Source organism: Microbacterium thalli (genome assembly GCF_028737325.1).
Taxonomy (GTDB): Bacteria; Actinomycetota; Actinomycetes; order Actinomycetales; family Microbacteriaceae; genus Microbacterium; species Microbacterium thalli.
Map to the genome: position 1 here is coordinate 930,251 of NZ_JAQZCH010000001.1, position 22,687 is coordinate 952,937.

Below are 22,687 nucleotides of genomic sequence, written 5' to 3' on the forward strand. Positions count from 1 at the left end.
GAGGAAAGCCATGACGTCAACGAACGCCGCCATCGACCCCCGCTTCGAGATCGCCCGGATCGACCGCCGAATCTTCGGCGGGTTCGTCGAGCACCTCGGCCGTCACATCTACGACGGCATCCACGAGCCCGCCCACCCCACGGCCGACGCGGACGGCTTCCGTGCCGACGTCGTCGAGCTGGTGCGCGAGCTCGGGGTGTCGACGATCCGCTATCCCGGCGGCAACTTCGTCTCGGGCTACCGCTGGGAGGACGGCGTGGGCCCGGCCGAGCAGCGGCCGCGCCGCCTCGACCTCGCCTGGCACTCGACCGAGACCAACGAGGTCGGCCTGCACGAGTTCGCGCGGTGGCTGGAGCTCGTGGGCAGCGACCTCATGCTCGCGGTCAACCTCGGTACCCGCGGCACGCAGGAGGCGATCGACCTGCTCGAGTACGTGAACGCCGACGCCGACACGGCATGGACGCGCCAGCGCATCGCCAACGGCCGCGCCGAGCCGTTCGACGTGCGCATGTGGTGCCTCGGCAACGAGATGGACGGGCCGTGGCAGCTCGGCCACCGCAACGCCGATGACTACGGCAAGCTCGCCTCGCGCACGGCGAAGGCGATGCGGATGCTCGACCCGGGCGTCGAACTCGTCGTGTGCGGATCATCCGGCAGCGGCATGCCGACCTTCGGGTCGTGGGAGCGGACCGTCCTCGAGCACACGTTCGACGACGTCGACTTCATCTCGTGCCACTCGTACTACCAGGAGCGCTTCGGCGACGCGCAGGAGTTCCTGGCCTCGGGCGTGGACATGTCGCGGTTCATCGCCTCGGTGGTCGCGATCGCCGATGCGGTCGCGGCGACCAAGAAGAGCGACAAGCGGATCATGATCTCCTTCGACGAGTGGAACGTCTGGTACCTCCACAACGACGAGGGCGGGCAGGACGACAAGCCCGTCGAGCCGGGCTGGCCCGTCGCCCCGCGACTGCTGGAGGACCAGTACCACGCACTCGACGCCGTCGTCTTCGGCGACCTGCTCGTGACGCTGCTGCAGCACAGCGACCGGGTGCGCTCCGCCTCGCTCGCCCAGCTCGTGAACGTCATCGCGCCGATCATGACCGAGCCCGGCGGACCGGCGTGGCGGCAGACCACCTTCTTCCCGTTCTCGCTGACGTCGCGGCTCGCCGGCGACCGCGCGATCTCTGTCGCCGTCGAATCCGGGACGTTCGAGAGCGAGCGGTTCGGGACCGTCGCGAACGTCAACGCCGTCGCGACCCTCGGCGATGACGGCGCGGCGCTGTTCGTGGTGAACCGCTCGACGACCGCCGGCGAGGAGCTGCGCATCGACGTCTCGGCGCTGGGCGACGCGCTCGGTCGGGCGCTCTCGATCACCGAGTCGCACCTGCTGCACGACGACGACCGCTACGCGGCGAACACGCTCGCCGACCCCGAGCGGGTCGGTGTGACGCCCCTGGCAGGCGCCGCGATCGACGGCGGCATCCTGTCGTTCACGCTGCCGCCGATCTCGTGGGCGGCTGTGCGGCTCGGCTGACCCGCCGCGCGACCTCACCCCTCGGCTGCGCGGCTTGCGCGGAGCCGTCACCCCCCTCTACAGTGTGGGAAAGCGCTTACCACTCCCACCGTGAGCGAACCATTCGAAGGACGAACCGTGTCAGAGACGACCATCCTCAGCCCCGCGCCGGAGACGGCGACCGCCCCGCAGGTCCGTGAGATCGGCATCATCATGAACGGCGTCTCGGGCCGCATGGGGTACCGCCAGCACCTCGTGCGCTCGATCCTCGCGATCCGCGACCAGGGCGGCATCGAGCTGCCCGACGGCACGAAGGTGACCGTCAAGCCGCTCCTGGTCGGTCGCAGCGAGGCGAAGCTCGCCGACCTCGCCGCCAAGCACGACATCGAGGACTACACGACCGACCTCGACGCCGCGCTCGCCGACCCCCGCTGGGAGATCTACGCCGACTTCCTCGTGACGAAGGCCCGCGCCTCGGCGCTGCGCAAGGCGATCGCGGCGGGCAAGACGGTCTACACCGAGAAGCCCACCGCCGAGTCGGTCGACGAGGCGCTCGAGCTGGCGAAGCTCGCCGCCGAGGCCGGCGTCAAGACCGGCGTCGTCCACGACAAGCTCTACCTCCCCGGGCTGCAGAAGCTCAAGCGCCTCATCGACTCGGGGTTCTTCGGCCGCATCCTGTCGGTGCGCGGCGAGTTTGGCTACTGGGTCTTCGAGGGCGACTGGCAGCCGGCGCAGCGTCCCTCGTGGAACTACCGTGCCGAGGACGGCGGCGGCATCATCGTCGACATGTTCCCGCACTGGAACTACGTGCTCGAGAACCTCTTCGGCACCGTCGAGACGGTCTACGCGCAGGCCGCCGTGCACATCGCCGACCGCTGGGACGAGAAGGGCGAGCACTACACGGCGACCGCCGAGGATGCCGCGTACGGCGTGTTCGAGCTCGACGGCGGCCCCGAGCACGGACCGATCGTCGCGCAGATCAACTCGTCGTGGACCGTGCGCGTCAACCGCGACGAACTCGTCGAGTTCCACGTCGACGGCACCCACGGCTCGGCGGTCGTCGGCCTGTTCGGCGCGAAGATTCAGCCGCGCAACGCCACCCCCAAGCCGGTCTGGAACCCCGATCTCGAGGACGACCACGACTACGACGCCGACTGGCAGAGCGTCCCCACCAACGACGTGTTCCTCAACGGGTTCCGTCAGCAGTGGGAGGAGTTCCTCACCTCGTACGTCACCGACACCCCCTACGAGTTCGACCTGCTCGCCGGGGCCCGCGGGGTGCAGCTGGCCGAGGCCGGTCTGCAGTCGAGCCGCGAGGGCCGCAAGGTCGCGCTGCCGGTCCTCAGCATCGACTGAGCCGCGTCATGACCGAGCTCACCCTCCTCGGCGCCGACGGCGCCGTCACCTTCGTTCCCCTCAGCGACGCGCCCGGTTTCGCTCGGCCCGCGACGCCGCTGCGCAGCCGTGTCGCCTACGCTGCGGCGCACGTCGTGCCGGTCGTCTCGGCCGACAACACCCCCGGCCAGCCGGCGCAGATCGATTGGGACGCGACCCTGGGGTTTCGCCGGTCGGTCTACTCGTGGGGCCTCGGCGTCGCCGACGCGATGGACACCGCGCAGCGGAACATGGGGCTGGATGCCGCCGCGACCCGCGAGCTCATCGCCCGCTCGGCGGAGGTCGCGCGCGAGGAGGGCGGCTCGGTCGTCGTCGGCGTCAACACCGACCACGTCGACGACGAGCACATCGCGCTCGACCGGGTGATCGACGCCTTCAAGAGCCAGCTCGCCTACACCGAGGACCAGGGCGCTGGACCGGTTCTCATGGCGTCGCGGCACCTCGCGCGGGCGGCGGCGTCGGCCGACGACTACCGACGCGTCTACCGGGAGGTGCTCGCGGCGGCATCCGGTCCGGTCGTGCTGCATTGGCTCGGCACGGCGTTCGACCCCGCGCTCGCGGGCTACTTCGGGTCGTCCGACTGGCGGGCGGCATCCGACGTGCTCCTCGAGATCATCGGCGAGAACACCGACAAGGTCGCGGGCGTGAAGATGAGCCTGCTCGACGCGGCGTCCGAGGTCTCGGTGCGCGAGCGCCTGCCCGAGGGCGTGCGCATGTTCACCGGCGACGACTTCAACTACGTCGGCCTCATCGGCGGTGCCGATGTGCCCGAGGCGTCTCAGCCCGAACGCGACCCCGCCTCGGCGCGGCAGCACTCCGACGCGCTGCTCGGCGCGTTCGCGGCGCTCACTCCGGTCGCGTCGGCCGCGATCCAGGCGCTGGATGCGGGCGACGCCGACCGGTACCTTGCGATCCTCGGGCCCACCGAGGAGCTCAGCCGGCAGATCTTCGCGGCGCCGACCTTCTACTACAAGACCGGCGTCGCCTTCCTGTCGTGGCTGAACGGGCACCAGGCCGCGTTCCAGATGGTGGGCGGACTGCACTCGGCGCGCAGCCTGCCGCACCTCTCTCGCATCGTCGAGCTGGCGAACGCCGCGCGCGCACTCGAGCAGCCGGAGCTGGCCGCCGATCGCTGGCACGCCCTGCTGCGCGTGAACGGGGTCGAGGCGTGAGCGTCGACGCCCGCCTGTCGATCAACCAGGCCACGATCAAGCACGCCGACCTCGCTACGGCGCTGCACGTCACGGCGCAGGCGGGCGTCGAGGCGATCGGGCTGTGGCGCGAGCCGGTCAACGAGGTCGGTCTCACGACGGCCGCCGCGATGCTCGCCGACTCGGGCCTGCGGTTCACCACGCATTGCCGAGCGGGCTTCTTCACGATGCCCGAGGGGCCGGCTCGCCGCGCCTCGCTCGACGACAACCGCGTCGCGATCGACGAGACGGCGACCCTCGCGGCCGCGGGAGCGGCCGGATCGACCGCCGTCCTCGTGCTCGTCGCCGGCGGGCTGGCGGAGGGGTCGCGCGACCTCGTCGGCGCCCGCGAGCGCGTGCGCGATGCGATCGGCGAGCTCGCACCGTACGCGCAGGCGGCGGGCGTCACGCTGGCCATCGAGCCGCTGCATCCGATGTTCGCCTCGGACCGGTGCGTCGTCTCGACGCTGGAGCAGGCGCTCGACATCGCGGCGGACTTCGCCCCCGACGTCGTCGGGGCGGCGGTCGACACGTTCCACATCTTCTGGGACCCCGACGTCCTGCCCGCCATCGAGCGCGCCGGACGCGAGGGCCGCATCGCGACCTACCAGGTGTGCGACTGGAAGACGCCGCTGCCGGCCGACGTGCTGCTCAGCCGCCACTATCCCGGCGACGGCGTCATCGACTTCGCCGCGCTCACCCGGGCCGTCGCGGCCACGGGCTACGACCGCGACATCGAAGTCGAGATCTTCAACGCCGACATCTGGGCCGACGATCCCGCCGCCGTCGTCGCCCGCACCGCCGCCGCCTTCGGTGACGCCGTCGCTCCGCACCTCGCCGGCGCGCGAGCGGCCACGGCATAGACTCGGCTCGTGGGACAGACGGGGATGTCGCCGCGTGGCGCGGCCACGCTGCACGACGTGGCGCGAGAGGCGGGGGTGTCGCTCGCGACCGCCTCGCGGGCGCTCAACGGCTCGACCCGCAAGGTCGCCGACGCCTACCGCGAGCGGGTCGAGCAGGCCGCGGCGCGGCTCGGCTACACCGCGAACCTGTCGGCGCAGGCGACCGCCCGGGGCACCTCGGCGATCGTGGCCCTGCTGGTCGCCGACATCGCCGACCCCTACTTCGGTCAGCTGGCGGCCGGCGTCGCACGCGGCGCCGACGAGGCCGGCCTCGTCGTGACCGTCGCGATCACCGAGCGCGACCCGGCGCGGGAGCTGCGTCTGGTGCGCGCCCTGCGGGGGCAGCGACCGCGCGGCATCATCCTCGCCGCGTCGCGGACCTCGCGCGAGATGTCCGACGAGCTGACCGCCGAGCTCGACCTCATCGCCGCGGCCGGCGGCACGGTCGTCGCTCTCGGCGCCGGGGCACCCTCCGTCCGCAGCGTCACGATCGACAACCACGGCGGCGCGCGCGAGCTCGGCGCCGCCCTCGCCGCGCGCGGGTACCGCGCGGCCGTCGTCCTCGCGGCGGCCGAGGGCGTCGTCACGAGCGACGACCGCCTCGCCGGCTTCACCGAGGGGTTCACCGCCGGGGGCGGCGCTGAGCCCCGCGTCTACCGGGGCGGGTTCAGCCGCGAGTCCGGCACGGAATCGATGGCGGCTGCCCTGGCCGACGGCGTCGAGCCCGGCACGGTGGTCTTCGGCATCAGCGACGTCGTCGCCATCGGTGCGCTCACCGCGGTGCGCGCGGCCGGTCGCGAACCGGGCGCCGACATCGCTCTCGCCGGCTTCGACGACATCCCCACGGGCCGTGACGTCACGCCGCCGCTCACGACCGTGCGCGTTCCGCTGCTCGAGGTCGGTCAGCGCGCGCTGCGGGCCGCGATCGACGCGCCGGGCGACACCGATGACGCGTCGCTGCCGCTCGAGGTGCTCGTGCGCGAGAGCACGCCCGCGCGCGGGTGACGGCCGTGACGCGCGTCGTCGTCGCGATCGACAGTCTCAAGGGGTCGCTCTCGGCTGCCGCGGCGGCCCGCGCCCTCGCGGCGGGGTGGACGGCCGCCGAGCCCGCGGCGCGGATCGACCTGCGCCCCATGGCCGACGGCGGCGAGGGGACGCTCGACGCGTTCGCCGCGGCGGTGCCGGGCGCCCGTCGGATGCCGGTGACGGTCACGGGCCCGCACGGCGAGCCTGTCGCGGCGTCGTGGCTGTGGCTTCCGTCGCCCGACGACGAACGCGGCACGGGCGTCGTCGAGCTCGCGTCGACGTCGGGCATCGAGTTGCTCGGCGACGTTCGGCGCGGCCTCGACGCCGACACGACCGGCTTCGGGCAGGCGATCGCCGCGGCGCTCGACGCCGGCGTCTCGCGGGTCGTCCTCGGCATCGGATCGAGCGCCTCGACCGACGGCGGCGTCGGCATGCTGCGGGCGCTGGGCGCACGGTTCGCCGACCGACACGGTGCCGACATCGTCCCCGGCGCCCGCGGCCTCGCCGATCTCGCGACCGCCGACCTCGCGGAGCTGCGTCCGCTGCCCCCCGGCGGCGCCGTCGTGCTCACCGACGTGTCGAACCCGTTGCTGGGTGCCCGCGGCGCCGCGGCGGTCTTCGGACCGCAGAAGGGCCTGGATGCCGCCGGGGTCGCCGCCGCCGAACGGGCGCTGGCCGGTCTGTCGCGGGCCGTGCCGCGGGGCGATGTCCTCGCGTCGACCGACGGGGCGGGAGCGGCCGGCGGCACCGGATTCGGGCTGCTCGCCTGGGGTGCCGGTCTCACACCCGGTGCCCGCGAAGTCGCGACGCTCATCGGTCTCGCGGATGCCGTCGCGGCGGCGGATCTGGTCATCACCGGCGAGGGCTCGTTCGACGGGCAGTCCGCTGCGGGCAAAGTGCCCGCGTTCGTCGCCGAGCTCGCCGCGCACGCCGGGGTGCCCGCCGCCCTCGTCGCCGGCAGGATCGCGCCGGATGCCGAGACGGCGGCGTTCGCGGCATCCGTCTCGCTCACCGACCTCGCCGGGTCGTCGGATGCGTCGTTCGCCGACCCCGCCCGCTGGCTGCGCGCAGCGGGGGCCGCCCTCGCCGCAACCGTTTCCGCAGGCGGAGCCGACCGGCCGACCGGTCGCGGCACGGGAGCCGGAGCGTGACGCCGGTGCGGTGGGCGATCCTCGGCCCCGGGCAGATCGCCGAGAGCTTCGCCGCCGGGCTGCACGCGACACGGTCGGGTTCGCTCGCGGCCGTCGGCAGCTCGGACCCCGCTCGGGCCCGAGCCTTCGCCGATCGCTACGGCGCCGAGCACGCGGGCGGGTACGACGATGTCATCGGCCACCCGGGCATCGACGCGGTGTACGTCTCGACCGTCCACCCGGCGCACCGCGCCCTGGTCGAGGCGGCGCTGCGGGCCGGCCGTGCGGTGCTGTGCGAGAAGCCGCTGACGACCAGCGAGGCCGAGACACGGCAGCTGTTCGCGGTCGCGGCGGACGCGGGCGTGCCCCTCGTCGAGGCGTACAAGAACCGGTTCTCGCCGTTCGCGCGGATGCTCGACGACATCGTCGCGACCGGCGAGATCGGCGCCGCGCGGCGCTTGAGCGCATCGTTCGGGTTCCGCGCCGAGGAGCGGACCGGGCGGCTCTTCGATCCCGCGCTGGCCGGGGGAGCGCTGCTCGATGTCGGCGGCTACCCGCTCTCGCTCGCCGTGCAGGTCGCTGCCGCGGCGGGGATCGCCCCCGACGAGCTGCGCATCGCCGAGGCGCGGGGAGACATCGGCCCGACGGGCGTCGACGAGCACGCCACCGCCGTCGTGGCCGCGGGTGACTTCGAGGCCCACATCGAGACCTCGATCCGCGCGGCGCTGCCACGATCGGCGAAGCTGATCGGCTCGTCGGGAACGCTGCGGCTGCCCGACGCGTGGGGCTCGCGCACCGCCTCGGCCGAGCACCTGCTCATCGAGACCGGCGGGGGCCCGCAGACGCGCATCGCCGCGGTGGTGCATCCGTTCGCAGCCGAGGCGGACGCCGTCGCCGCGCTGCTCGCAGGCGGTCGGGTGGAGGCCGACGAGATGCCCGGGTCGCACAGCGTCGCGGTGGCGCGGCTGCTCGACGACTGGGCGGCGGCGCTGCACCGGGGCTGAGCCCCGGGCGGCCCCCTCATCGGGTCTCGACGAAGCCGGTCAGGGCTGGACGATGACCTTGCCCGTGATGCCGCTCTCGGCGGCCTCGGCGTGCAGGGCGGGCAGCTCGTCGAGACGGATGCGCCGCGTGACCTCGACGGTCAGTGCGCCCTCGTCGACGAGCCGGACCAGCTCGGCGAGCCGGTCGCGGTGACGGCGGACGAACACCGTCGCCGCGCGGACGCCTCGTGCCTCGTCGCCGGGGGTGGCCATGAAGGCCGTCGTGCTGACGACCGCGCCGCCGTCGACCACGGCCGAGACGTAGGTCTCGAACAGCTCCGGCTCGATCGGCGCGAGGTTCAGCAGCACGTCGACCGGACCGTCGAGCGCGGCGAGCACGTCGCCCGCGGTGTGGTCGATGATCTGATCGGCGCCCGCGGCGCGGACGTCGGCGATGCTGCGGGGGCTCGCGGTGGCGATGACGTGGATGCCGCCGCGCTTCGCGAGCTGGACGGCGTACGTGCCGACGACGCCGCCGGCGCCCACGATCAACACTCGTTGACCCGACTCGAGGCGACCGTCGTCGAAGAGGGCCTGCCATGCGGTCAGCGCCACGGAGGGCAGGCCGGCGGCATCGGCGAGGGGGATGCTGGTCGGCGCGGCGACCACGACGTCGGCGGGAGCAAGTACGTACTCCGCCGCCCCGCCGTCGCGCTCCATGGGAAGGAACGCGATCACGGTGTCGTCCACGGCGAGGTCGGTCACGCCGGCGCCGACGGCGTCGATGTGACCCGAGACGTCGTACCCGGGCACGTGGGGGAGCTCGACAGGGATGGGGAGGAAGCCGCCGCGCATTCCGCCGTCCGCGGCGTTGTACGCCGACGCCGCGACGCGGATGCGGACCTGGCCGGCACCCGGCTCGGGGCGGACGATGTCGACGATCTTGAGGACGTCGGGGCCACCGGTCTGAGAGAACTGCACTGCCTTCATGATGTGATCCTTCGCGCTAAGTGCTTCGAATTCGAAGCGATAACCCGAACGTAGCACTGCTTCGAATGTGAAGCAACAGATAGGATCGAGATCATGACGAACGCGCCACGCTCCCTGACGCCGACGCAGCTCGCGGCCTACCTCGCCTTCACTGAAGTGGGCAGTCTGCTGCGTCCCGCCGTCGAGGCGCAGCTGAAGGATGCCGGTGGTCTGAGCTACGTGCAGTTCCAGCTGTTGGCGCGCGTGAACGACGCTCCGGGCGGCACCCTGCGGATGACCGACCTCGCCGACGGCGTGGTCTACAGCCGCAGCGGGCTCACCTACCAGGCCACGCTGCTCGAGCAGCGCGGATACGTGACGCGGTCACCCTCGCCGGAGGACGAGCGCAGCACCGTGGTCGCCCTGACGAGCGGCGGGCGCGACGTACTCGCCGCCGTGTTCCCGGGGCACATCGAGACGGTGCACCGCCTGCTCTTCGCGCCGCTGTCGGACGCAGATGCCGCCGACCTCGCGCGCATCCTCGGCAACGTGACCGCGCACCTGCGCTCGGCGCCGCCGCGTTCGGCATCCCGGCGTCGCTGACCACCGCACCCCTGCGAGCGCACGGCTTCGCCGCGAGCGCACGACCTGCCCACGCTCGAAGGTCGTGCACGCGGCGCTCAGCCGTGCATTGGGCGTGTGATGCGAGGACGCCGAGCGGGGATCAGCCGCCGAGGGCTGCGGAGACGACGGCGCGGGCCTCCGCCTGCACCTCGGCGAGGTGCTCGGGGCCGCGCAGGCTCTCCGCGTACAGCTTGTAGACGTCCTCGGTGCCCGAGGGGCGCGCGGCGAACCAGGCGTGCTCGGTCTGCACCTTCAGGCCGCCGATCGCGGCACCGTTGCCCGGTGCGTGCGACAGCTTCGCCGTGATCGGCTCGCCGGCGAGCTCGGTCGCGGTCACCGCGTCGCCCGACAGCTTGCCGAGGGCGGCCTTCTGCTCGGGCGTCGCGGGGGCGTCGACGCGCTGGTACGCGGACGAACCGAACTGCGCCTCGAGCTCGGCGTAGCGCTGCGACGGCGTCTTGCCGGTGACGGCGAGGATCTCGGCCGCGAGCAGGCAGAGCAGGATGCCGTCCTTGTCGGTGGTCCACACCGTGCCGTCCGTGCGCAGGAACGACGCCCCCGCCGACTCCTCGCCGCCGAACGCCACCGAGCCGTCGAGCAGGCCGGGCACGAACCACTTGAACCCGACGGGCACCTCGAGCAGCGTGCGCCCGAGAGACTCGGCGACGCGGTCGATGATCATCGACGAGACCAGGGTCTTGCCGACAGCGGCATCCGCCGGCCAGCCGGGCCGGTTCGAGAACAGGTAGTCGATCACGACGGCGAGGTAGTGGTTGGGGTTCATGAGCCCGGCGTCGGGTGTGACGATGCCGTGACGGTCGGCGTCGGCGTCGTTGCCGGTGAGGATGTCGTACTCGTCGCGGCGGGCCACGAGCGCGGCCATCGCCGAGGGAGACGACGGATCCATGCGGATCTTCTCGTCCCAGTCGAGCGTCATGAACTTCCAGGTGGGGTCGACCTCGGGGTTCACGACCGTCAGGTCGAGGCCGTAGACCTCGGCGATGAGGGCCCAGTACTCGACTGAGGCGCCACCGAGCGGGTCGGCGCCGATGCGGACGCCCGCGCCGCGGATGGCATCGATGTCGATGATCGTCGCGAGATCGCGCACATAGGCGTCGCGGAAGTCGTACTGGCCGAGGCCATCGAGGTCGATGTCGGCGTGACGGGTCCGCTGCACGTCCGCCAGCCCCGAAGCGATCAGTTCGTTGGCGCGATCGGCGATCCACGAGGTGGCGTCGGTGTCGGCCGGGCCGCCGTGCGGGGGGTTGTACTTGAAGCCGCCGTCGCGCGGCGGGTTGTGCGACGGCGTGACGACGATGCCGTCCGCGCGGCCCGCGTCAGCGGCATCCCGGTCCCGGTTGTAGGTGAGAATCGCGTGGCTGAGCGCGGGCGTCGGCACCCACGAGTCGCGGGCGTCGACGCGGACATCGACGCCGTTGGCGACGAGTACCTCGATGGCGCTGCGCTCGGCGGGCAGCGACAGGCCGTGCGTGTCGCGGCCGAGGAAGAGCGGCCCCTCGATGCCCTGGCTGCGGCGGTAGTCGACGATCGCCTGCGTCGTGGCGAGGATGTGGTCCTCGTTGAAGCTCGTCGCCAGCGACGACCCCCGGTGACCGCTCGTGCCGAACGCGACGCGCTGCGCCGGCACCGACGCGTCGGGCTTGCGGTCGTAGTAGGCGGCGATCAGTTCATCGATGTCGATGAGGTCGGATGCTTCGGCGGGCTGTCCTGCGCGGCTCATGGTGCTTAGTCTGCCTGCTCAACGGCCGATCCGCTGGTCGATCGCGCCGAGTTCGCACCGACCTCACGGCCGTGATACCGGCGGATCCCCTCCCGGCGGGCACGGTGAGCCGGTCGCAGTAGGCTGACTCACCGTGAGCATCGCTTCGGAGGCATCCGGTTCCCCGCGCCGCACCTACAGCTATCTGGGCCCGGCGGGAACCTTCACCGAGGCCGCGCTCGCGCAGGTTCCCGAGGCTCGGGAGCAGATCTGGCGCCCCGTGCGCAATGTCGGCGAGGCGCTGACCGACGTCGTCGAGGGCCGCTCGGATGCCGCGATGATCGCCATCGAGAACTCGGTCGACGGCGGGGTGTCGACCGCGCAGGACGCGCTGGCGACCATGCCGGGGCTGCGGATCATCGGCGAGTACCTCGTGCCGGTGAACTTCGTGCTCGTCGCCCGGCCGGGCGGCCGCCTCGAGGACGTCTCGACCGTCGCCGCGCATCCGGTCGCCTACGCGCAGTGCCTCGGCTGGCTGCTGAAGACGCTGCCCGAGCACGCGCACCTGCCCGCGGCCAGCAACGTCGCCGCGGCGGTCGGCCTGATCGACGGGGTGAGTGACGCGGACGCGGCCATCGCGCCGCCCGGCATCCTCGAGCACCACGACCTCGAGCTGCTCGCGTCTGACATCGGCGACAACCAGCACGCGGTGACGCGGTTCGTGCTCGTCAGTCGCACCGTCGCGCCGGCGCCGCCGACCGGAGCCGATAAGACCTCGCTCATCGCCGAGCTCCCCGACGACCGCCCCGGCGCGCTGCTCGAGCTGCTCGAGCAGTTCTCGACGCGCGGCATCAACCTCTCGCTGATCGAGTCGCGGCCCATCGGCGACGCCCTCGGGCGGTACCGCTTCGTCATCGACGCGGAAGGCCACATCGCCGACGAGCGGATGGCCGACGCGCTCATGGGCCTGCGCCGCTTCAGCCCCAAGGTGCTGTTCCTCGGGTCGTACCCGCGGGCCGACCGCGCGATCGTCCGCTACCCCGAGCGCTACTCCGACGACGTCTTCGTCGAGGCGCGCGACTGGCTGCGCGCACTTCTCTCCGGCGAACCCGAGGCCTGACCCCCCGGCCCTGAGTCGGCGCCGTCGAGCGGTGCGGGCGTCAGGCGGCGAGGAGCTCGAGCGTGCGGATGCGGCTGGGAGCGGCATCCGGGTGCTCACCGTCGTACGCGGCGGCGACGGGCGAGATCATGACCTCGTCCACGCCATGCTGCGCCGCGAAGGCCGTCAGGGCGGACTGCGCGGCGGGTCCGGTGCCGACGAACCAGCGCGAGCGCAGGGCGTCGAGCAGGGGAGCGGCGAGGTGGTCGGACGCCTCGGCGGCAGCGGCCTCTTCGACGGTCTCAAGGGCCACGAGCGGACGGTTGCCGCGCAGACGCGCCATCATGCGGGCCTGCGGCAGCATGAGCGCCTCGGCTTCGGCGTCGCTGTCGGCCACGACGGCGTTGGCGGTGAGGAAGGTCCGCGGCGCCGCGAGGGTCTCGGACGGGCGGAACTGGTCGCGGTACAGCCCGATCGCGCGATCGAGACCCTCGCCCGAGAAGTGGTTGGCGAAGACGTAGGGCAGGCCCAGCGCCGCGGCGAGCTGCGCGGAGTAATCGCTCGATCCGAGCAGCCAGACGTCGGGGGTCGAGGTGGCGGAGGGCGTCGCATGGACGTCGTAGGTGCCGCCCGAGGTGAACCGCACCGTCGCGCCGTCGCCCGAGACGAGCGCGAGGATGTCGCGGATGTTGTCGGGGAAGCGGTCGACGTCGCTCGTCGTGCCCGACTGGCGCAGCAGCTGAGTGATGACCGGGTCGCTCCCGGGAGCGCGTCCGATGCCGAGGTCGACGCGTCCCGGGGCGATGGCCTCGAGCGCGGCGAACTGTTCGGCGACGACGAGCGGCGAGTGGTTGGGCAGCATGACTCCGCCTGAGCCGACCCGGATGCGCGAGGTGCGTGACGCCGCGGCGGCGATGAGCACGGGCGGCGTCGTCGAGGCGACGGCCGGCATGTTGTGGTGCTCGGCGAACCAGTAGCGGCGGTAGCCCAGCTCGTCGGCGCGCTGCGCGACCGTCAGCGACGCGGAGATCGCCTGGGCGCTGGTCTGCCCGGTGTGCACCGGCACCAGGTCGAGCACGGACAGGGCGGGGCGGGCTGCATCAGTCATATCGCTGGGGGCAACCTCGCGCCGGGTGCGGCTATTCCCGGGCGGCATTCGGTCTCGTGGCGGTGCGGCTGCGCAGCTCAGCGGGCGCGCTTGACGTGCTCGTACGCCGCGAGGGCCTCGCGCCGGGTGGCGGCGAGGTCGACGATGGGCTCGCGCGCGGCGCTGTCGGGCGCCCACTGGCCGATGTACAGCCCGTTCGGGTCGAACCGCTCGGCCTGGCGCTCGGGGTTGAAGATGCGGAAGTATGGCGACGCGTCCGCTCCCGAGCCGGCCACCCACTGCCAGTTGAACGCGTTGCTCGCGCCGTCCGCGTCGACGAGGGTGTCCCAGAACCACTGCTCGCCGAGGCGCCAGTCGATGAGCAGGTTCTTCGTCAGGAAGGATGCCGTCACCATCCGCACCCGGTTGTGCATGTAGCCGGTGTGCCAGAGTTCGCGCATGCCGGCATCGACGAGGGGGATCCCGGTCTCGCCGCGTTCCCACGCGGTGAGGTGCTCGGGCCGGAGCGGCGGCCACGGGAAGGCGTCGAAGCCGCTCCGCCAGTTCTTGGTCGCCAGGTCGGGGAAGTGGAAGAGCGTGTGCCAGGCGAACTCCCGCCAGCCCAGCTCGGACAGGAACCGCGACGCGGACGTCGCCTCGGCGCCGGTCCCGCCGCCGGTCTCGACGCCCGCGTGCCAGACCGTGTTGGGGCTGAGCTCGCCCCACCGCAGCCTCGGCGACAGCAGCGACGTGGCGCCCGCGCTGGGCTCGTCGCGCGCGGCGTCGTACGAGCCGAGGTCGTCGTCGAGAAAGGTGCGCAGCCGCGCGCGGGCTGCCGCTTCGCCGGGCTCCCACCGCTCGCGCAGACCGCCGGCCCAGTCGGGCGTCGTCGGCAGCAGCTCCCAGTCGGCGAGGTCGTCCCCCGCGGGCGGCGACGGCAGGCCGGCGATGTCGGTCGGCGCGGGCAGCGGCTGACGCGGAGCGGGCAGGTTGCGCGCGGCGCGCCAGAACGGCGTGAACACCGAGAACGGCGTGCCGCTGCCGGTCGTGACCGTCCACGGCTCGAACAGCAGCGAGGAGGCGAACGAGCGCACCTCGAGCCCGTCGGCGCGCAGCCCTTCTTTCAGCGCGGCGTCGATCGCGCGCTCGGCCCCGCCGTAGCGGCGGTTCCAGTAGACCGCGCCGGCATCGGCATCCGACACGACGGAACGGACGACGGATGCCGCCGGCCCGCGCCGCAGCACCAGGTGTGATCCCCGCTCGCGCAGGTCGGCCGCGAGCGCCGTCAGCGAATGGTGCAGCCACCACCGGGCCGCACCCCCGAGCGGGCGGATGCCCTCGGACTCGTCGTCGAGGACGTAGAGCCCCACGACGGGTTCGCCGCGGTCGATCGCCGCCAGCAGCGCGGGGTGGTCGGCGAGGCGCAGGTCGTCGCGGAACCAGACGATCGACGGGGAACTCATCCCGTCATCCTGGCTCGCGCGTCGTTCCGGGCGGGACCGGTTGACACCCGCGGGCGGACGTGCCCGCCGCGGCGGGTGCGGGTCAGTCCTCGGGCAGCGTGTGGCCGGTCGGGACGGCGATGATGAGGCCACCGGCCTCGACCCGGGTCTGCACGTGCGTGGCCTCACCGAACTCGTCGCCGTCGAGCTGGACGGGGTGCGGCTCCTGCGGGGCGAGGGCGACGCCCCGTCCGCGGGAGTAGACGACGGCGCTGTCCTTCGTGCGCAGGGAGAGTACACGACGGCCGGCGCGGAACTTCCGCAGGAAGCTGTTGTCCCAGGCCACGCGACGCCACACCAGCAGCCAGCCGAAGAAGCCCTTCGGCTGCATGATGACGACGTCGAGCTGGCCGTCCGTGACGGATGCCTCGGGGATCAGGGCGATGCCCGCCTGCAGCGACCCGCAATTGGCGAACAGCACGCTCTGCACGCGAGCCGCGTGCATGCGGTGTCCGACGAGCTGGTAGACGACGCGGAACGGCTTGGCCTTGACGAGCGAGCGCGTGGCTCCGTCGACGTAGGCGACCCAGCCGACCGACTTCTTCAGCTGCGGGTTGGTGTTGGCGATCATCGCGGCGTCGAGCCCCATGCCGCCCATGACGACGAACGCGTGCTCCTCGATCTCGCCGCCCTCGCGCGTCAGGCGCGCGAAGCCGACGTCGATCGCGGTGCGGTCGCCCGAGAAGGCGGCCTCGATCATGGTCTCGGGCTCGCTGAGCGGCAGGCCCAGGTTGCGGGCGAGCAGGTTGCCGGTACCGCTGGGCACGATCGCGAGCGGGATGCCGCTGCCGCTCATCTCACCCGACACCGCGCGCACCGTGCCGTCGCCGCCGGCGACGAGCACGACGTTCGCGCCCGCCTCGAGCGCCTGCCGGGTCACGTCGTCGCCGAGGTCGTCGACCGTCGTCTCGTAGAAGAGGGGTTCCTCCCAGCCGGCTGCTTCGGCGGCGCGGAGCACCTGGTCGCGCAGCTCGTCGCCGTCGACCTTGATCGGGTTGTAGACGAGCGCCGCCTTCGGGCTGGGCTTCTCGTCGCCCCCGGCCATGGGCTCGGTCTCGCCCTCGGGGCCGACACGGCGGGCCTCACCGGTCTCGCCGTCGGTGGTGTCGGGGGCGACATCCTCCGGCTCGCGGATGACGTCGTCGGGGGCGGCCGCCGTCACGGGGTCGGGGCTGCCCGCGTGGCGCGGCTCGGGGGTGTCGCCCGCGGGATCGTCGGAGCGCTCTCGCAGGGAGGTGTCGTCGGATTCGGTCGCCATGGCTACACCCTAGGGCCGTCGTCGGCGGCACACGGGCCCCCTTGCGCATCGGCGCGGGGCGGGTCGCTTCCCGCCGGGCACCGGCGGTCTCGCCCCGCGCGACCCTAGACTTGACGGGTGATCGACCTCGCACTTCTCCGTGAACAGCCCGACCTGGTCCGACGCTCACAGGTGAAGCGCGGCGAATCGGCCGACACCGTCGACGCCGCCCTCGCCGCCGACCGCGACCGCCGCGAGGCCCTCACCGCCTTCGAGCGGCTGCGCGCCGAGCAGAACGCCCACGGCAAGAAGGTCGCGCAGGCGCCGAAGGACGAGAAGGCCGCCCTGGTGGCCGAGGCCAAGCAGCTCAGCGAGCAGGTCAAGCAGGCCCAGCACGCCGTGACCGCCGCCGAGGAGGCGGCCGAGGCCGCTCTCGCCCGCATCGAGAACATCGTCATCGACGACGTTCCCGCCGGCGGCGAGGCGGACTTCGTCACGCTGCGCACGCACGGCGAGCCGCCGACGTTCGATTTCGAGCCGCTCGACCACCTCGCCCTCGGCGAGAAGCTCGGCGCGATCGACATGGAGCGCGGCACGAAGGTCGCCGGCAGCCGCTTCTACTTCCTCAGCGGCATCGGCGCGCGTCTGGAGATCGCGCTCATGATGCTCGGTCTCGACCGGGCGCTCGCCGCCGGGTTCACCCCGCTGATCCCGCCGACGCTCGTGCGCCCCGAGGTCATGCGCGGCACCGGCTTCCTCGGGCAGCACGCCGCCGAGGTGTACCACCTCGAAGAGGACGACGCGTACCTCGTCGGCACGAGCGAGGTGCCCCTCGCCGGCTACCACATGGACGAGATCCTCGACCTCGAGCGCGGCGCGAAGCGCTACGCCGGCTGGTCGACGTGCTACCGCCGCGAGGCCGGGTCGTACGGCAAGGACACCCGCGGCATCATCCGGGTGCACCAGTTCAACAAGCTCGAGATGTTCGTCTACACGACGCCCGGTGACGCCGAGGCCGAGCACCTGCGCCTCGTCGCGATGCAGGAGCGGATGCTGCAGGACCTCGGGCTGTCGTACCGCGTGATCGACGTCGCGGCCGGCGACCTCGGGTCGAGCGCCGCCCGCAAGTACGACATCGAGGCGTGGGTGCCCACGCAGGGCGCGTACCGCGAGCTCACCTCGACCTCGAACTGCACGACGTACCAGGCTCGTCGCCTCGACATCCGCCATCGCCCCGACGGCGGCAAGACCGAGCCGGTCGCGACGCTCAACGGCACGCTCGCCACGACGCGCTGGATCGTCGCGCTGCTCGAGACGCATCAGCGCGAGGACGGCTCGGTCGTGATCCCCGAGGCGCTGCGGCCCTACCTCGGCGGCCTCGAGATCGCGGAGCCGGTCGCATGACCGCCGCAGCGGACGGCGGCGCGGCGGGCGCACCGGATGCCGTGACGGAGCAGGCGCCCGATGCCCTGCCCGAGGCCGGGGACATCGAGGTCGTCGAGCAGGGCGATGCCGCCGAGATCATCGAGGACGTCGCCGAGGGTATGCCGGCCGCTGCCGGTGCGACCCGGCTGCTGATCGTGCTCGACATCGACGGCACCGTGCTGCTCGAGGACGAGACCCTCAGCCCCGGCGTGGTCGAGGCGGTCGCCGACGCGCACGCGGCCGGCCACGAGGTCATGCTCGCGACGGGGCGCTCGTGGGAAGGCACGCACGGCATCCTCGACGCCCTGGCCCTCGCTCCCGATTACGTCGTGTGCTCGAACGGTGCCGTCATCCTCAAGCGCACCGATGACGCCTTCGCCGACGCCCTCGCGTACGAGCGCTTCTACATCGAGACCTTCGACCCCACCGAAGTGCTGACCCTGCTGCGCGAGCACCTGCCCGATGCGCGCTACATGGTCGAGCTGCCCGACGGCGGGCGGCTCTATACCGAAGAGCTGCACGACTGGAACCTGCACGACGCCGACAAGGTGCCCTTCGAGCAGCTGTCGGCGCAGCAGGTGTGCCGCGTCGTCGTCGTCTCGCCGGACGAGACCGACGCGGACTTCGTCGAGCTGGTCGAGCGGATCGGGCTCAACGAGGTGTCGTACGCGGTGGGCTGGTCGGCGTGGCTCGACATCGCCCCCCAGGGCGTCGACAAGTCGACCGCGCTCGAGCGCGTGCGCAGCTGGCTGGGCATCGCTCCCGCCGACGTGCTCGTGATGGGCGACGGACGCAACGACGTGGGCATGTTCCGCTGGGCGCGCGAGCACGGCGGCCGCGCCATCGCGATGGCGCAGGGTCCGGCCGAGGTGCTGGCCGAGGCATCCGAGACCACCGTGTCGGTGCAGGAGGGCGGCGTCGCCGCCATCCTCCGCGCGCTCTGAGTCGCCGGCCCGGCCGCTAGGATCGAAGCTCAGCGGTTCACGCCGCTGGGAGGGTTGTCCGAGCGGCCGAAGGACCCAGTCTTGAAAACTGGTGGGCAGCAATGTCCCGTGGGTTCGAATCCCACACCCTCCGCCATTCTCAGGGGTACTCGATATACCCGCCGTCGATCCACTGCAGGCACAGCCCGCTGTCGCCGGCGGTTCGCGCGTTGTCCGTCCAGTCGTCGGAGCCGTACGGCAGGTCCCAGCTCTCCCGATCCTGCTGCAGCAGATCGAGTTGCGCTGCGGCCTGCTCTCGATCGGTGGGGAAGAGCTTCCAGGCGGAGTCGATGACCGCACATCCCCAGACGCGGCGCACGACTTGTTCACCCGTCATCGCCGTGCCCCCTGTGGCGTAGTCTTCCGGCACGCGCTCCGGCCAGTCGTATCCCTCGGGCAGTGACAGCGTCCACTCCCGGATCGCCTTTTCGTAGCTTGCTTGGCGGGGCGTTTCCGTGGGAGGGGTCGTCGCCGCAGACGAGGGAGTCGGTGCGTCGTGGTCGCCATCGACGCCGACGGGGGAACATCCGGTCAGCACGAAGGAGCCGAGGAGAGCGACCGCAGCGAACTCCGCGAGCGGAGAGTGCGACCGCCGCCGCCCCGAGGTCACAGCAGGCCCCGTGCGGCGAGCTCGGCGCGCAGGGCGGGCGCGATGTGCTCGGCGTAGGCGACCGTGAGGTGCGTGCGGTCGTAACGGGTCGGGATGTCACCGGCGAAGGCCGGGCACACGAGCTCCCAGCAGGTGAAGGGCAGCGAGCTGACGGCGTGATTGCCCGAGGCGGCGGCGATGCGTTCGGCGGCGGCCTCCATCTGGCCCCACGTGCTCGAGACGGCGGAAGCGCACGCGTAGGGCGACCCCGCAGGCGAGTAGCAACGGCCCAGGTCGGCACCCTCGGGCGGGGGCGCGAGGTGCACGATGCGTCCCGGCAGACCGTAGCCGGCGGCCTCGGCCTCTTGCGCCGCGAGCAGGGCATCGGCCGACAGATCCGTGCCGTCGGGGGTGTGACCCAGCGTGTACGCGTTCGACATGACGACGAGGCTCGGCGCGTCGGCGAGGATCATCGCCCGGACGTCGGCCTTGCGCTGCGGGCACGCCGCCATGATGCCGGCGCCGTCGTTCTGGACGGCGACATCGGTGAAGCGGCATCCGTACAGTCCGACGGTGGTGACGCGGATGCCGCCGGCGCTGGCATCGGCGAGGGCGCGGAACGCCGGGGCGTAGGCCATGGCCGTGGAGTCTCCGACGAGGTAGATGTGCACGGGGGCATCGGCGCTGCCGGTGCTGCAGCCCGCGGCGGTGGGCGCGGTGTCGGGGGAGAAGCAGTCGCGAACCGGGTTGCTCGTGGACGACCGGGTCATGACCTCGTCGAGCGAGGGCCGCAGGTCGGGCCACTGCGTCGCGGTGGCCGCGGCCGCGAGCTCGCTCTGCAGTGCGGCGATCGGGTCGGCGCCCGAGACCTCTCCGGCGCCCGCGGAGTCGGGCGGGGCGAGGGCGATCGGGGGAGCGGTGAGGCTGCCGAACGACGTCTGCACGACGAGCACCGTCACGAGCGCCGCCATGCCCAGCGCCGAGGCGGCCAGCAGCGCGGGCGGACCGAACCGGGCCCGCCATGCCGACCACGGTGACGCTGCGTCGGCGGGAGCGGACCCGGTCTCCGGAGAGGGCTCGGGTGCGGCCGGTGGCCGGGGCGCGACGCGGGTGGCGGTCAGGGCCGCCGCAGCGCCGAGGGCCGGCGCAGCGGCATCCGCCGTCGGGCTCGACAGCTGCTGCGGACGCGGCATGCCGGGGTAGTACCGCGTTCCCGGCGTCCATCCGGCGGGGCGGCTGCTGAGCGCCACGGGCCGGGTCGGGACCGGTGCCGGAGCCGTAGCCGCGGGCGTCGCCGTAGCCGCGGGCGTCGCTGCCGGCGGCGCCGCGGGGCGGCCCGCCCGTCCGAGCGGCAGGTGCCGGAACGGCTGCTCGACGAGGTGGTACGACGCGACGGCGAGGATGCCGGTGATGCCGAGCACGAGCCACGTCGCCACGTCGCCCGCGGGAAGCAGCACGGCCGCGAAGACGATCACGGGGAAGTGCCAGAGGTACAGCGAGAACGACACGTCGCCGACGACGACGCTCACCGGGTTGGTCAGCGGGAACAGGTGCCGGTGGCGCGGGTCGCCCGGAACGCCGCCGGCGAGGACGAGGGCCGTCGCAGCGACGGGCAGGGCTGCCCACGGTGCCGGGAAGCCGGCCGCCTCGGGGTCGATGAGCGCGAACGCGACGAGGAGTCCGGCAAGACCGAGCCAGCTCATCGCCGCTCCGAGCCCGACCGGCAGGCGTCGGATCATCGGCACCGCGGCCGCGAGGACGGCGCCGGCGGCGAGCTCCCACGCGCGCGTGAACGTCGAGAAGTACGCGGTCACCGGCGCGGCGTCGCTCTGCAGCAGCGCCCAGCCGAACGAGGCCGCCAGCACGGCGACGGCTGCGGCCCCGACGACCACCGCCGTCCGTGCGGAACGCCGGGCAGCCGGGGGCATCACGGCCACGGCGATGAGCAGCAGCAGCGGCCAGACGACGTAGAACTGCTCCTCGACCGCCAGAGACCAGAAGTGCTGCAGGGGCGAGACCGCATCGTCGGCGTGGAAGTAGTCGGTGCCGAGGGCCGCGAAGTGCACATTCGCCGCGAAACCCGCCGACCACAGGGCATCGACCAGGGTCTGCTCGGCCCGGGCCCGGGAGAACACGGCGAACGCCGTCGCCGCGGTGGCGACGAGCACGATGAGGGCGGCGGGCAGGATGCGGCGCGCGCGCCGGCCGAAGAAGGCACCGATCCGGATGCCGCCGGTGATGCGGATCTCGCGCAGCAGCGCGCCCGTGATGAGGAAGCCCGAGGCGACGAAGAACACGTCGACGCCGACGAATCCGCCGCGCGGCCACCCGATCGTGTGCGCGCCGATCACCGCGAGGACGGCGAGGGCGCGCAGTCCCTGAATGTCGTGTCGCGGCAGCGGATGAGGCGAGGTCGAGGTGTTCACATACCGATCCGGAAGGCCGTCCCCGAGTGTAGTGGGAGCGATTCCATCGCCGCGAGCATGAACGGAGCGGTTCGTCGCCGCGTGCGCAACCCCCGTGTGCCCGCGCGTGCGATGAGTTTCGCTCGGCGGATGAGCCCCTTCCGCCCCGCCCCCATCGCCACCGTCATCGGTTCGGGACTGCGTTCGGTGTTCGGTGCGATGCTGCTCGTGCGACGTCCGCGGCCGATCCATCCCCGCGGGCGGATGCTGGCGGGCACGGTGCGCTGGGTCGGCGAGCCGCGTCGCACCGGCATCGACTGGATCGACACGCCGCCGCCGTCGGGCGAGGCGCCGGTGACCGCGCGGGTCTCGCGCTCCGTGGGCCTGCCCGAGGCCCTGCCCGACATCTTCGGCCTCGCCCTGCGCGTGCAGACCGGCGGCAGCGCAGACGGCCCCGGCCAGGCGGGAAGCCCTGCGCAGGGCACCGCCGACATCGAGTTCGCCTCGACCGGTCGAGCCTTCCCGCTGCGCTTCGCGCTGCTGCCGGTGCGGCGGGCGGAGCGCGCGCGGTACGGCATCCTTCTTCCCTATCGCGGTCGCCGCGGACCCGTGCTGCTGTCGGCGAAGACGCTCGACGGCAGCCCGACGGATGCCGCCTGGCGGCTGGTGCTCGCCGCGGCGACGCCGCTCGGCCGGTGGCAGCCTTTCGCTCTGATCCGGCTGCAGCCGCTGTCCGAGCAGACCCCGCAGCCGCGGTTCGACGCCGGAACGCGCGTGTTGCCCGGCGCGCGGATGTACCCGTGGGTGCGGGCCGTGCGGCAGCCCTCGTACGACCTCGTGCAGCGCGAGTCGGCGGTCGCGTCGACCACGACCCCGCCGCCGTCGTCGTAAGCCTCCCCCTTCCATAA

General features: G+C 72.8%; 19 protein-coding genes and 1 tRNA gene. 13 read left to right on the forward strand and 7 right to left on the reverse strand.

Going from position 1 to position 22,687, the window contains the following annotated elements:
* Positions 1-10: 10 nt before the first annotated feature.
* The 7 genes from arfA to PUW82_RS04635 all read left to right on the forward strand — a co-directional run bounded on the left by arfA (position 11) and on the right by PUW82_RS04635 (position 8,160).
* Positions 11-1,534 carry an arabinosylfuranosidase ArfA gene (gene arfA / locus PUW82_RS04605; RefSeq protein ID WP_274221151.1) on the forward strand — a complete coding sequence of 508 codons (1,524 nt, stop codon included), beginning with the start codon at positions 11-13 and terminating at the stop codon, positions 1,532-1,534.
* Positions 1,535-1,651: 117 nt separating this feature from the next.
* Positions 1,652-2,869: a Gfo/Idh/MocA family protein gene (locus PUW82_RS04610; RefSeq protein WP_274221152.1), complete on the forward strand. Its 1,218-nt coding sequence runs from the start codon at positions 1,652-1,654 to the stop codon at positions 2,867-2,869.
* Between the two features lie 8 nt (positions 2,870-2,877).
* Positions 2,878-4,080 carry a dihydrodipicolinate synthase family protein gene (locus tag PUW82_RS04615; RefSeq protein WP_274221153.1) on the forward strand — a complete coding sequence of 401 codons (1,203 nt, stop codon included), beginning with the start codon at positions 2,878-2,880 and terminating at the stop codon, positions 4,078-4,080.
* Entirely contained in the window at positions 4,077-4,961 is an 885-nt protein-coding gene (locus tag PUW82_RS04620; RefSeq protein ID WP_274221154.1) for a sugar phosphate isomerase/epimerase family protein, read from the forward strand. Before PUW82_RS04615 ends, PUW82_RS04620 begins: the two co-directional genes overlap by 4 nt.
* A gap of 24 nt (positions 4,962-4,985) precedes the next feature.
* Positions 4,986-6,005 (forward strand): LacI family DNA-binding transcriptional regulator, encoded by a 1,020-nt coding sequence (locus tag PUW82_RS04625; protein ID WP_274221748.1) that lies wholly within the window; start codon positions 4,986-4,988, stop codon positions 6,003-6,005.
* A gap of 5 nt (positions 6,006-6,010) precedes the next feature.
* Positions 6,011-7,177 (forward strand): glycerate kinase, encoded by a 1,167-nt coding sequence (locus PUW82_RS04630; protein WP_274221155.1) that lies wholly within the window; start codon positions 6,011-6,013, stop codon positions 7,175-7,177.
* Positions 7,174-8,160 carry a Gfo/Idh/MocA family protein gene (locus PUW82_RS04635; RefSeq protein WP_274221156.1) on the forward strand — a complete coding sequence of 329 codons (987 nt, stop codon included), beginning with the start codon at positions 7,174-7,176 and terminating at the stop codon, positions 8,158-8,160. The genes PUW82_RS04630 and PUW82_RS04635 overlap by 4 nt, the downstream gene beginning before the upstream one ends.
* Before the next feature lie 39 nt (positions 8,161-8,199).
* On the opposite strand, the gene PUW82_RS04640 is transcribed toward PUW82_RS04635, so the two are convergent.
* Positions 8,200-9,129 carry an NADP-dependent oxidoreductase gene (locus PUW82_RS04640; protein ID WP_274221157.1) on the reverse strand — a complete coding sequence of 310 codons (930 nt, stop codon included), beginning with the start codon at positions 9,127-9,129 and terminating at the stop codon, positions 8,200-8,202.
* A 93-nt stretch (positions 9,130-9,222) separates the two neighbouring features.
* Between PUW82_RS04640 and PUW82_RS04645 the strand changes: the two genes are divergently transcribed.
* The gene (locus PUW82_RS04645) at positions 9,223-9,711 is read left to right on the forward strand and encodes a MarR family winged helix-turn-helix transcriptional regulator (RefSeq protein ID WP_274221158.1); all 489 of its coding nucleotides are present in this window, start codon (positions 9,223-9,225) and stop codon (positions 9,709-9,711) included.
* A gap of 121 nt (positions 9,712-9,832) precedes the next feature.
* Here the strand turns inward: PUW82_RS04645 and pgm are convergent, their stop codons facing one another.
* Positions 9,833-11,473 carry a phosphoglucomutase (alpha-D-glucose-1,6-bisphosphate-dependent) gene (gene pgm, locus PUW82_RS04650; RefSeq protein WP_274221159.1) on the reverse strand — a complete coding sequence of 547 codons (1,641 nt, stop codon included), beginning with the start codon at positions 11,471-11,473 and terminating at the stop codon, positions 9,833-9,835.
* Positions 11,474-11,606: 133 nt separating this feature from the next.
* On the opposite strand from pgm, the gene pheA reads away from it, so the two are divergent.
* Positions 11,607-12,572 (forward strand): prephenate dehydratase, encoded by a 966-nt coding sequence (pheA, locus tag PUW82_RS04655; RefSeq protein ID WP_274221160.1) that lies wholly within the window; start codon positions 11,607-11,609, stop codon positions 12,570-12,572.
* 40 nt (positions 12,573-12,612) lie between these two features.
* On the opposite strand, the gene PUW82_RS04660 is transcribed toward pheA, so the two are convergent.
* The 3 genes from PUW82_RS04660 to PUW82_RS04670 all read right to left on the reverse strand — a co-directional run bounded on the left by PUW82_RS04660 (position 12,613) and on the right by PUW82_RS04670 (position 16,398).
* Positions 12,613-13,659, reverse strand: coding sequence for an LLM class flavin-dependent oxidoreductase (locus PUW82_RS04660; RefSeq protein ID WP_274221161.1), 1,047 nt, complete (start codon positions 13,657-13,659; stop codon positions 12,613-12,615).
* A 77-nt stretch (positions 13,660-13,736) separates the two neighbouring features.
* Positions 13,737-15,101 carry a cryptochrome/photolyase family protein gene (locus PUW82_RS04665; protein WP_274221162.1) on the reverse strand — a complete coding sequence of 455 codons (1,365 nt, stop codon included), beginning with the start codon at positions 15,099-15,101 and terminating at the stop codon, positions 13,737-13,739.
* Positions 15,102-15,183: 82 nt separating this feature from the next.
* A complete protein-coding gene (locus tag PUW82_RS04670; RefSeq protein WP_420792718.1) occupies positions 15,184-16,398 on the reverse strand; it encodes a diacylglycerol/lipid kinase family protein in 1,215 nt (404 codons plus the stop codon).
* Between the two features lie 117 nt (positions 16,399-16,515).
* Between PUW82_RS04670 and serS the strand changes: the two genes are divergently transcribed.
* From serS to PUW82_RS04685, 3 genes are all read left to right on the forward strand, one after another.
* Positions 16,516-17,781, forward strand: coding sequence for a serine--tRNA ligase (serS, locus tag PUW82_RS04675; protein WP_274221163.1), 1,266 nt, complete (start codon positions 16,516-16,518; stop codon positions 17,779-17,781).
* Positions 17,778-18,746: an HAD-IIB family hydrolase gene (locus tag PUW82_RS04680; RefSeq protein WP_274221164.1), complete on the forward strand. Its 969-nt coding sequence runs from the start codon at positions 17,778-17,780 to the stop codon at positions 18,744-18,746. The genes serS and PUW82_RS04680 overlap by 4 nt, the downstream gene beginning before the upstream one ends.
* A gap of 48 nt (positions 18,747-18,794) precedes the next feature.
* A tRNA-Ser gene (locus tag PUW82_RS04685) sits at positions 18,795-18,882 on the forward strand.
* 3 nt (positions 18,883-18,885) lie between these two features.
* On the opposite strand, the gene PUW82_RS04690 is transcribed toward PUW82_RS04685, so the two are convergent.
* Positions 18,886-19,122 (reverse strand): hypothetical protein, encoded by a 237-nt coding sequence (locus tag PUW82_RS04690; RefSeq protein ID WP_274221165.1) that lies wholly within the window; start codon positions 19,120-19,122, stop codon positions 18,886-18,888.
* Positions 19,123-19,391: 269 nt separating this feature from the next.
* Positions 19,392-21,800: an acyltransferase family protein gene (locus PUW82_RS04695; protein ID WP_274221166.1), complete on the reverse strand. Its 2,409-nt coding sequence runs from the start codon at positions 21,798-21,800 to the stop codon at positions 19,392-19,394.
* A gap of 129 nt (positions 21,801-21,929) precedes the next feature.
* Here PUW82_RS04695 and PUW82_RS04700 point away from each other — a divergent pair, with 129 nt between their 5' ends.
* Complete coding sequence (locus PUW82_RS04700; protein WP_274221167.1) at positions 21,930-22,670, forward strand: hypothetical protein; 741 nt, start codon at positions 21,930-21,932, stop codon at positions 22,668-22,670.
* Positions 22,671-22,687 lie beyond the last annotated feature (17 nt).

Excerpts from the sequence above, each read along its gene's own strand:
- PUW82_RS04680 (WP_274221164.1), top strand. The coding sequence starts at position 17,778 with ATGACCGCCGCAGCGGACGGCGGCGCGGCGGGCGCACCGGATGCCGTG.
- PUW82_RS04625 (WP_274221748.1), top strand. The coding sequence starts at position 4,986 with ATGTCGCCGCGTGGCGCGGCCACGCTGCACGACGTGGCGCGAGAGGCG.
- PUW82_RS04615 (WP_274221153.1), top strand. The coding sequence starts at position 2,878 with ATGACCGAGCTCACCCTCCTCGGCGCCGACGGCGCCGTCACCTTCGTT.
- PUW82_RS04640 (WP_274221157.1), bottom strand. The coding sequence starts at position 9,129 with ATGAAGGCAGTGCAGTTCTCTCAGACCGGTGGCCCCGACGTCCTCAAG.
- pgm (WP_274221159.1), bottom strand. The coding sequence starts at position 11,473 with ATGAGCCGCGCAGGACAGCCCGCCGAAGCATCCGACCTCATCGACATC.
- arfA (WP_274221151.1), top strand. The coding sequence starts at position 11 with ATGACGTCAACGAACGCCGCCATCGACCCCCGCTTCGAGATCGCCCGG.
- PUW82_RS04645 (WP_274221158.1), top strand. The coding sequence starts at position 9,223 with ATGACGAACGCGCCACGCTCCCTGACGCCGACGCAGCTCGCGGCCTAC.
- PUW82_RS04665 (WP_274221162.1), bottom strand. The coding sequence starts at position 15,101 with ATGAGTTCCCCGTCGATCGTCTGGTTCCGCGACGACCTGCGCCTCGCC.
- PUW82_RS04700 (WP_274221167.1), top strand. The coding sequence starts at position 21,930 with ATGAGCCCCTTCCGCCCCGCCCCCATCGCCACCGTCATCGGTTCGGGA.
- PUW82_RS04660 (WP_274221161.1), bottom strand. The coding sequence starts at position 13,659 with ATGACTGATGCAGCCCGCCCCGCCCTGTCCGTGCTCGACCTGGTGCCG.
- PUW82_RS04690 (WP_274221165.1), bottom strand. The coding sequence starts at position 19,122 with ATGACGGGTGAACAAGTCGTGCGCCGCGTCTGGGGATGTGCGGTCATC.
- PUW82_RS04670 (WP_420792718.1), bottom strand. The coding sequence starts at position 16,398 with ATGGCGACCGAATCCGACGACACCTCCCTGCGAGAGCGCTCCGACGAT.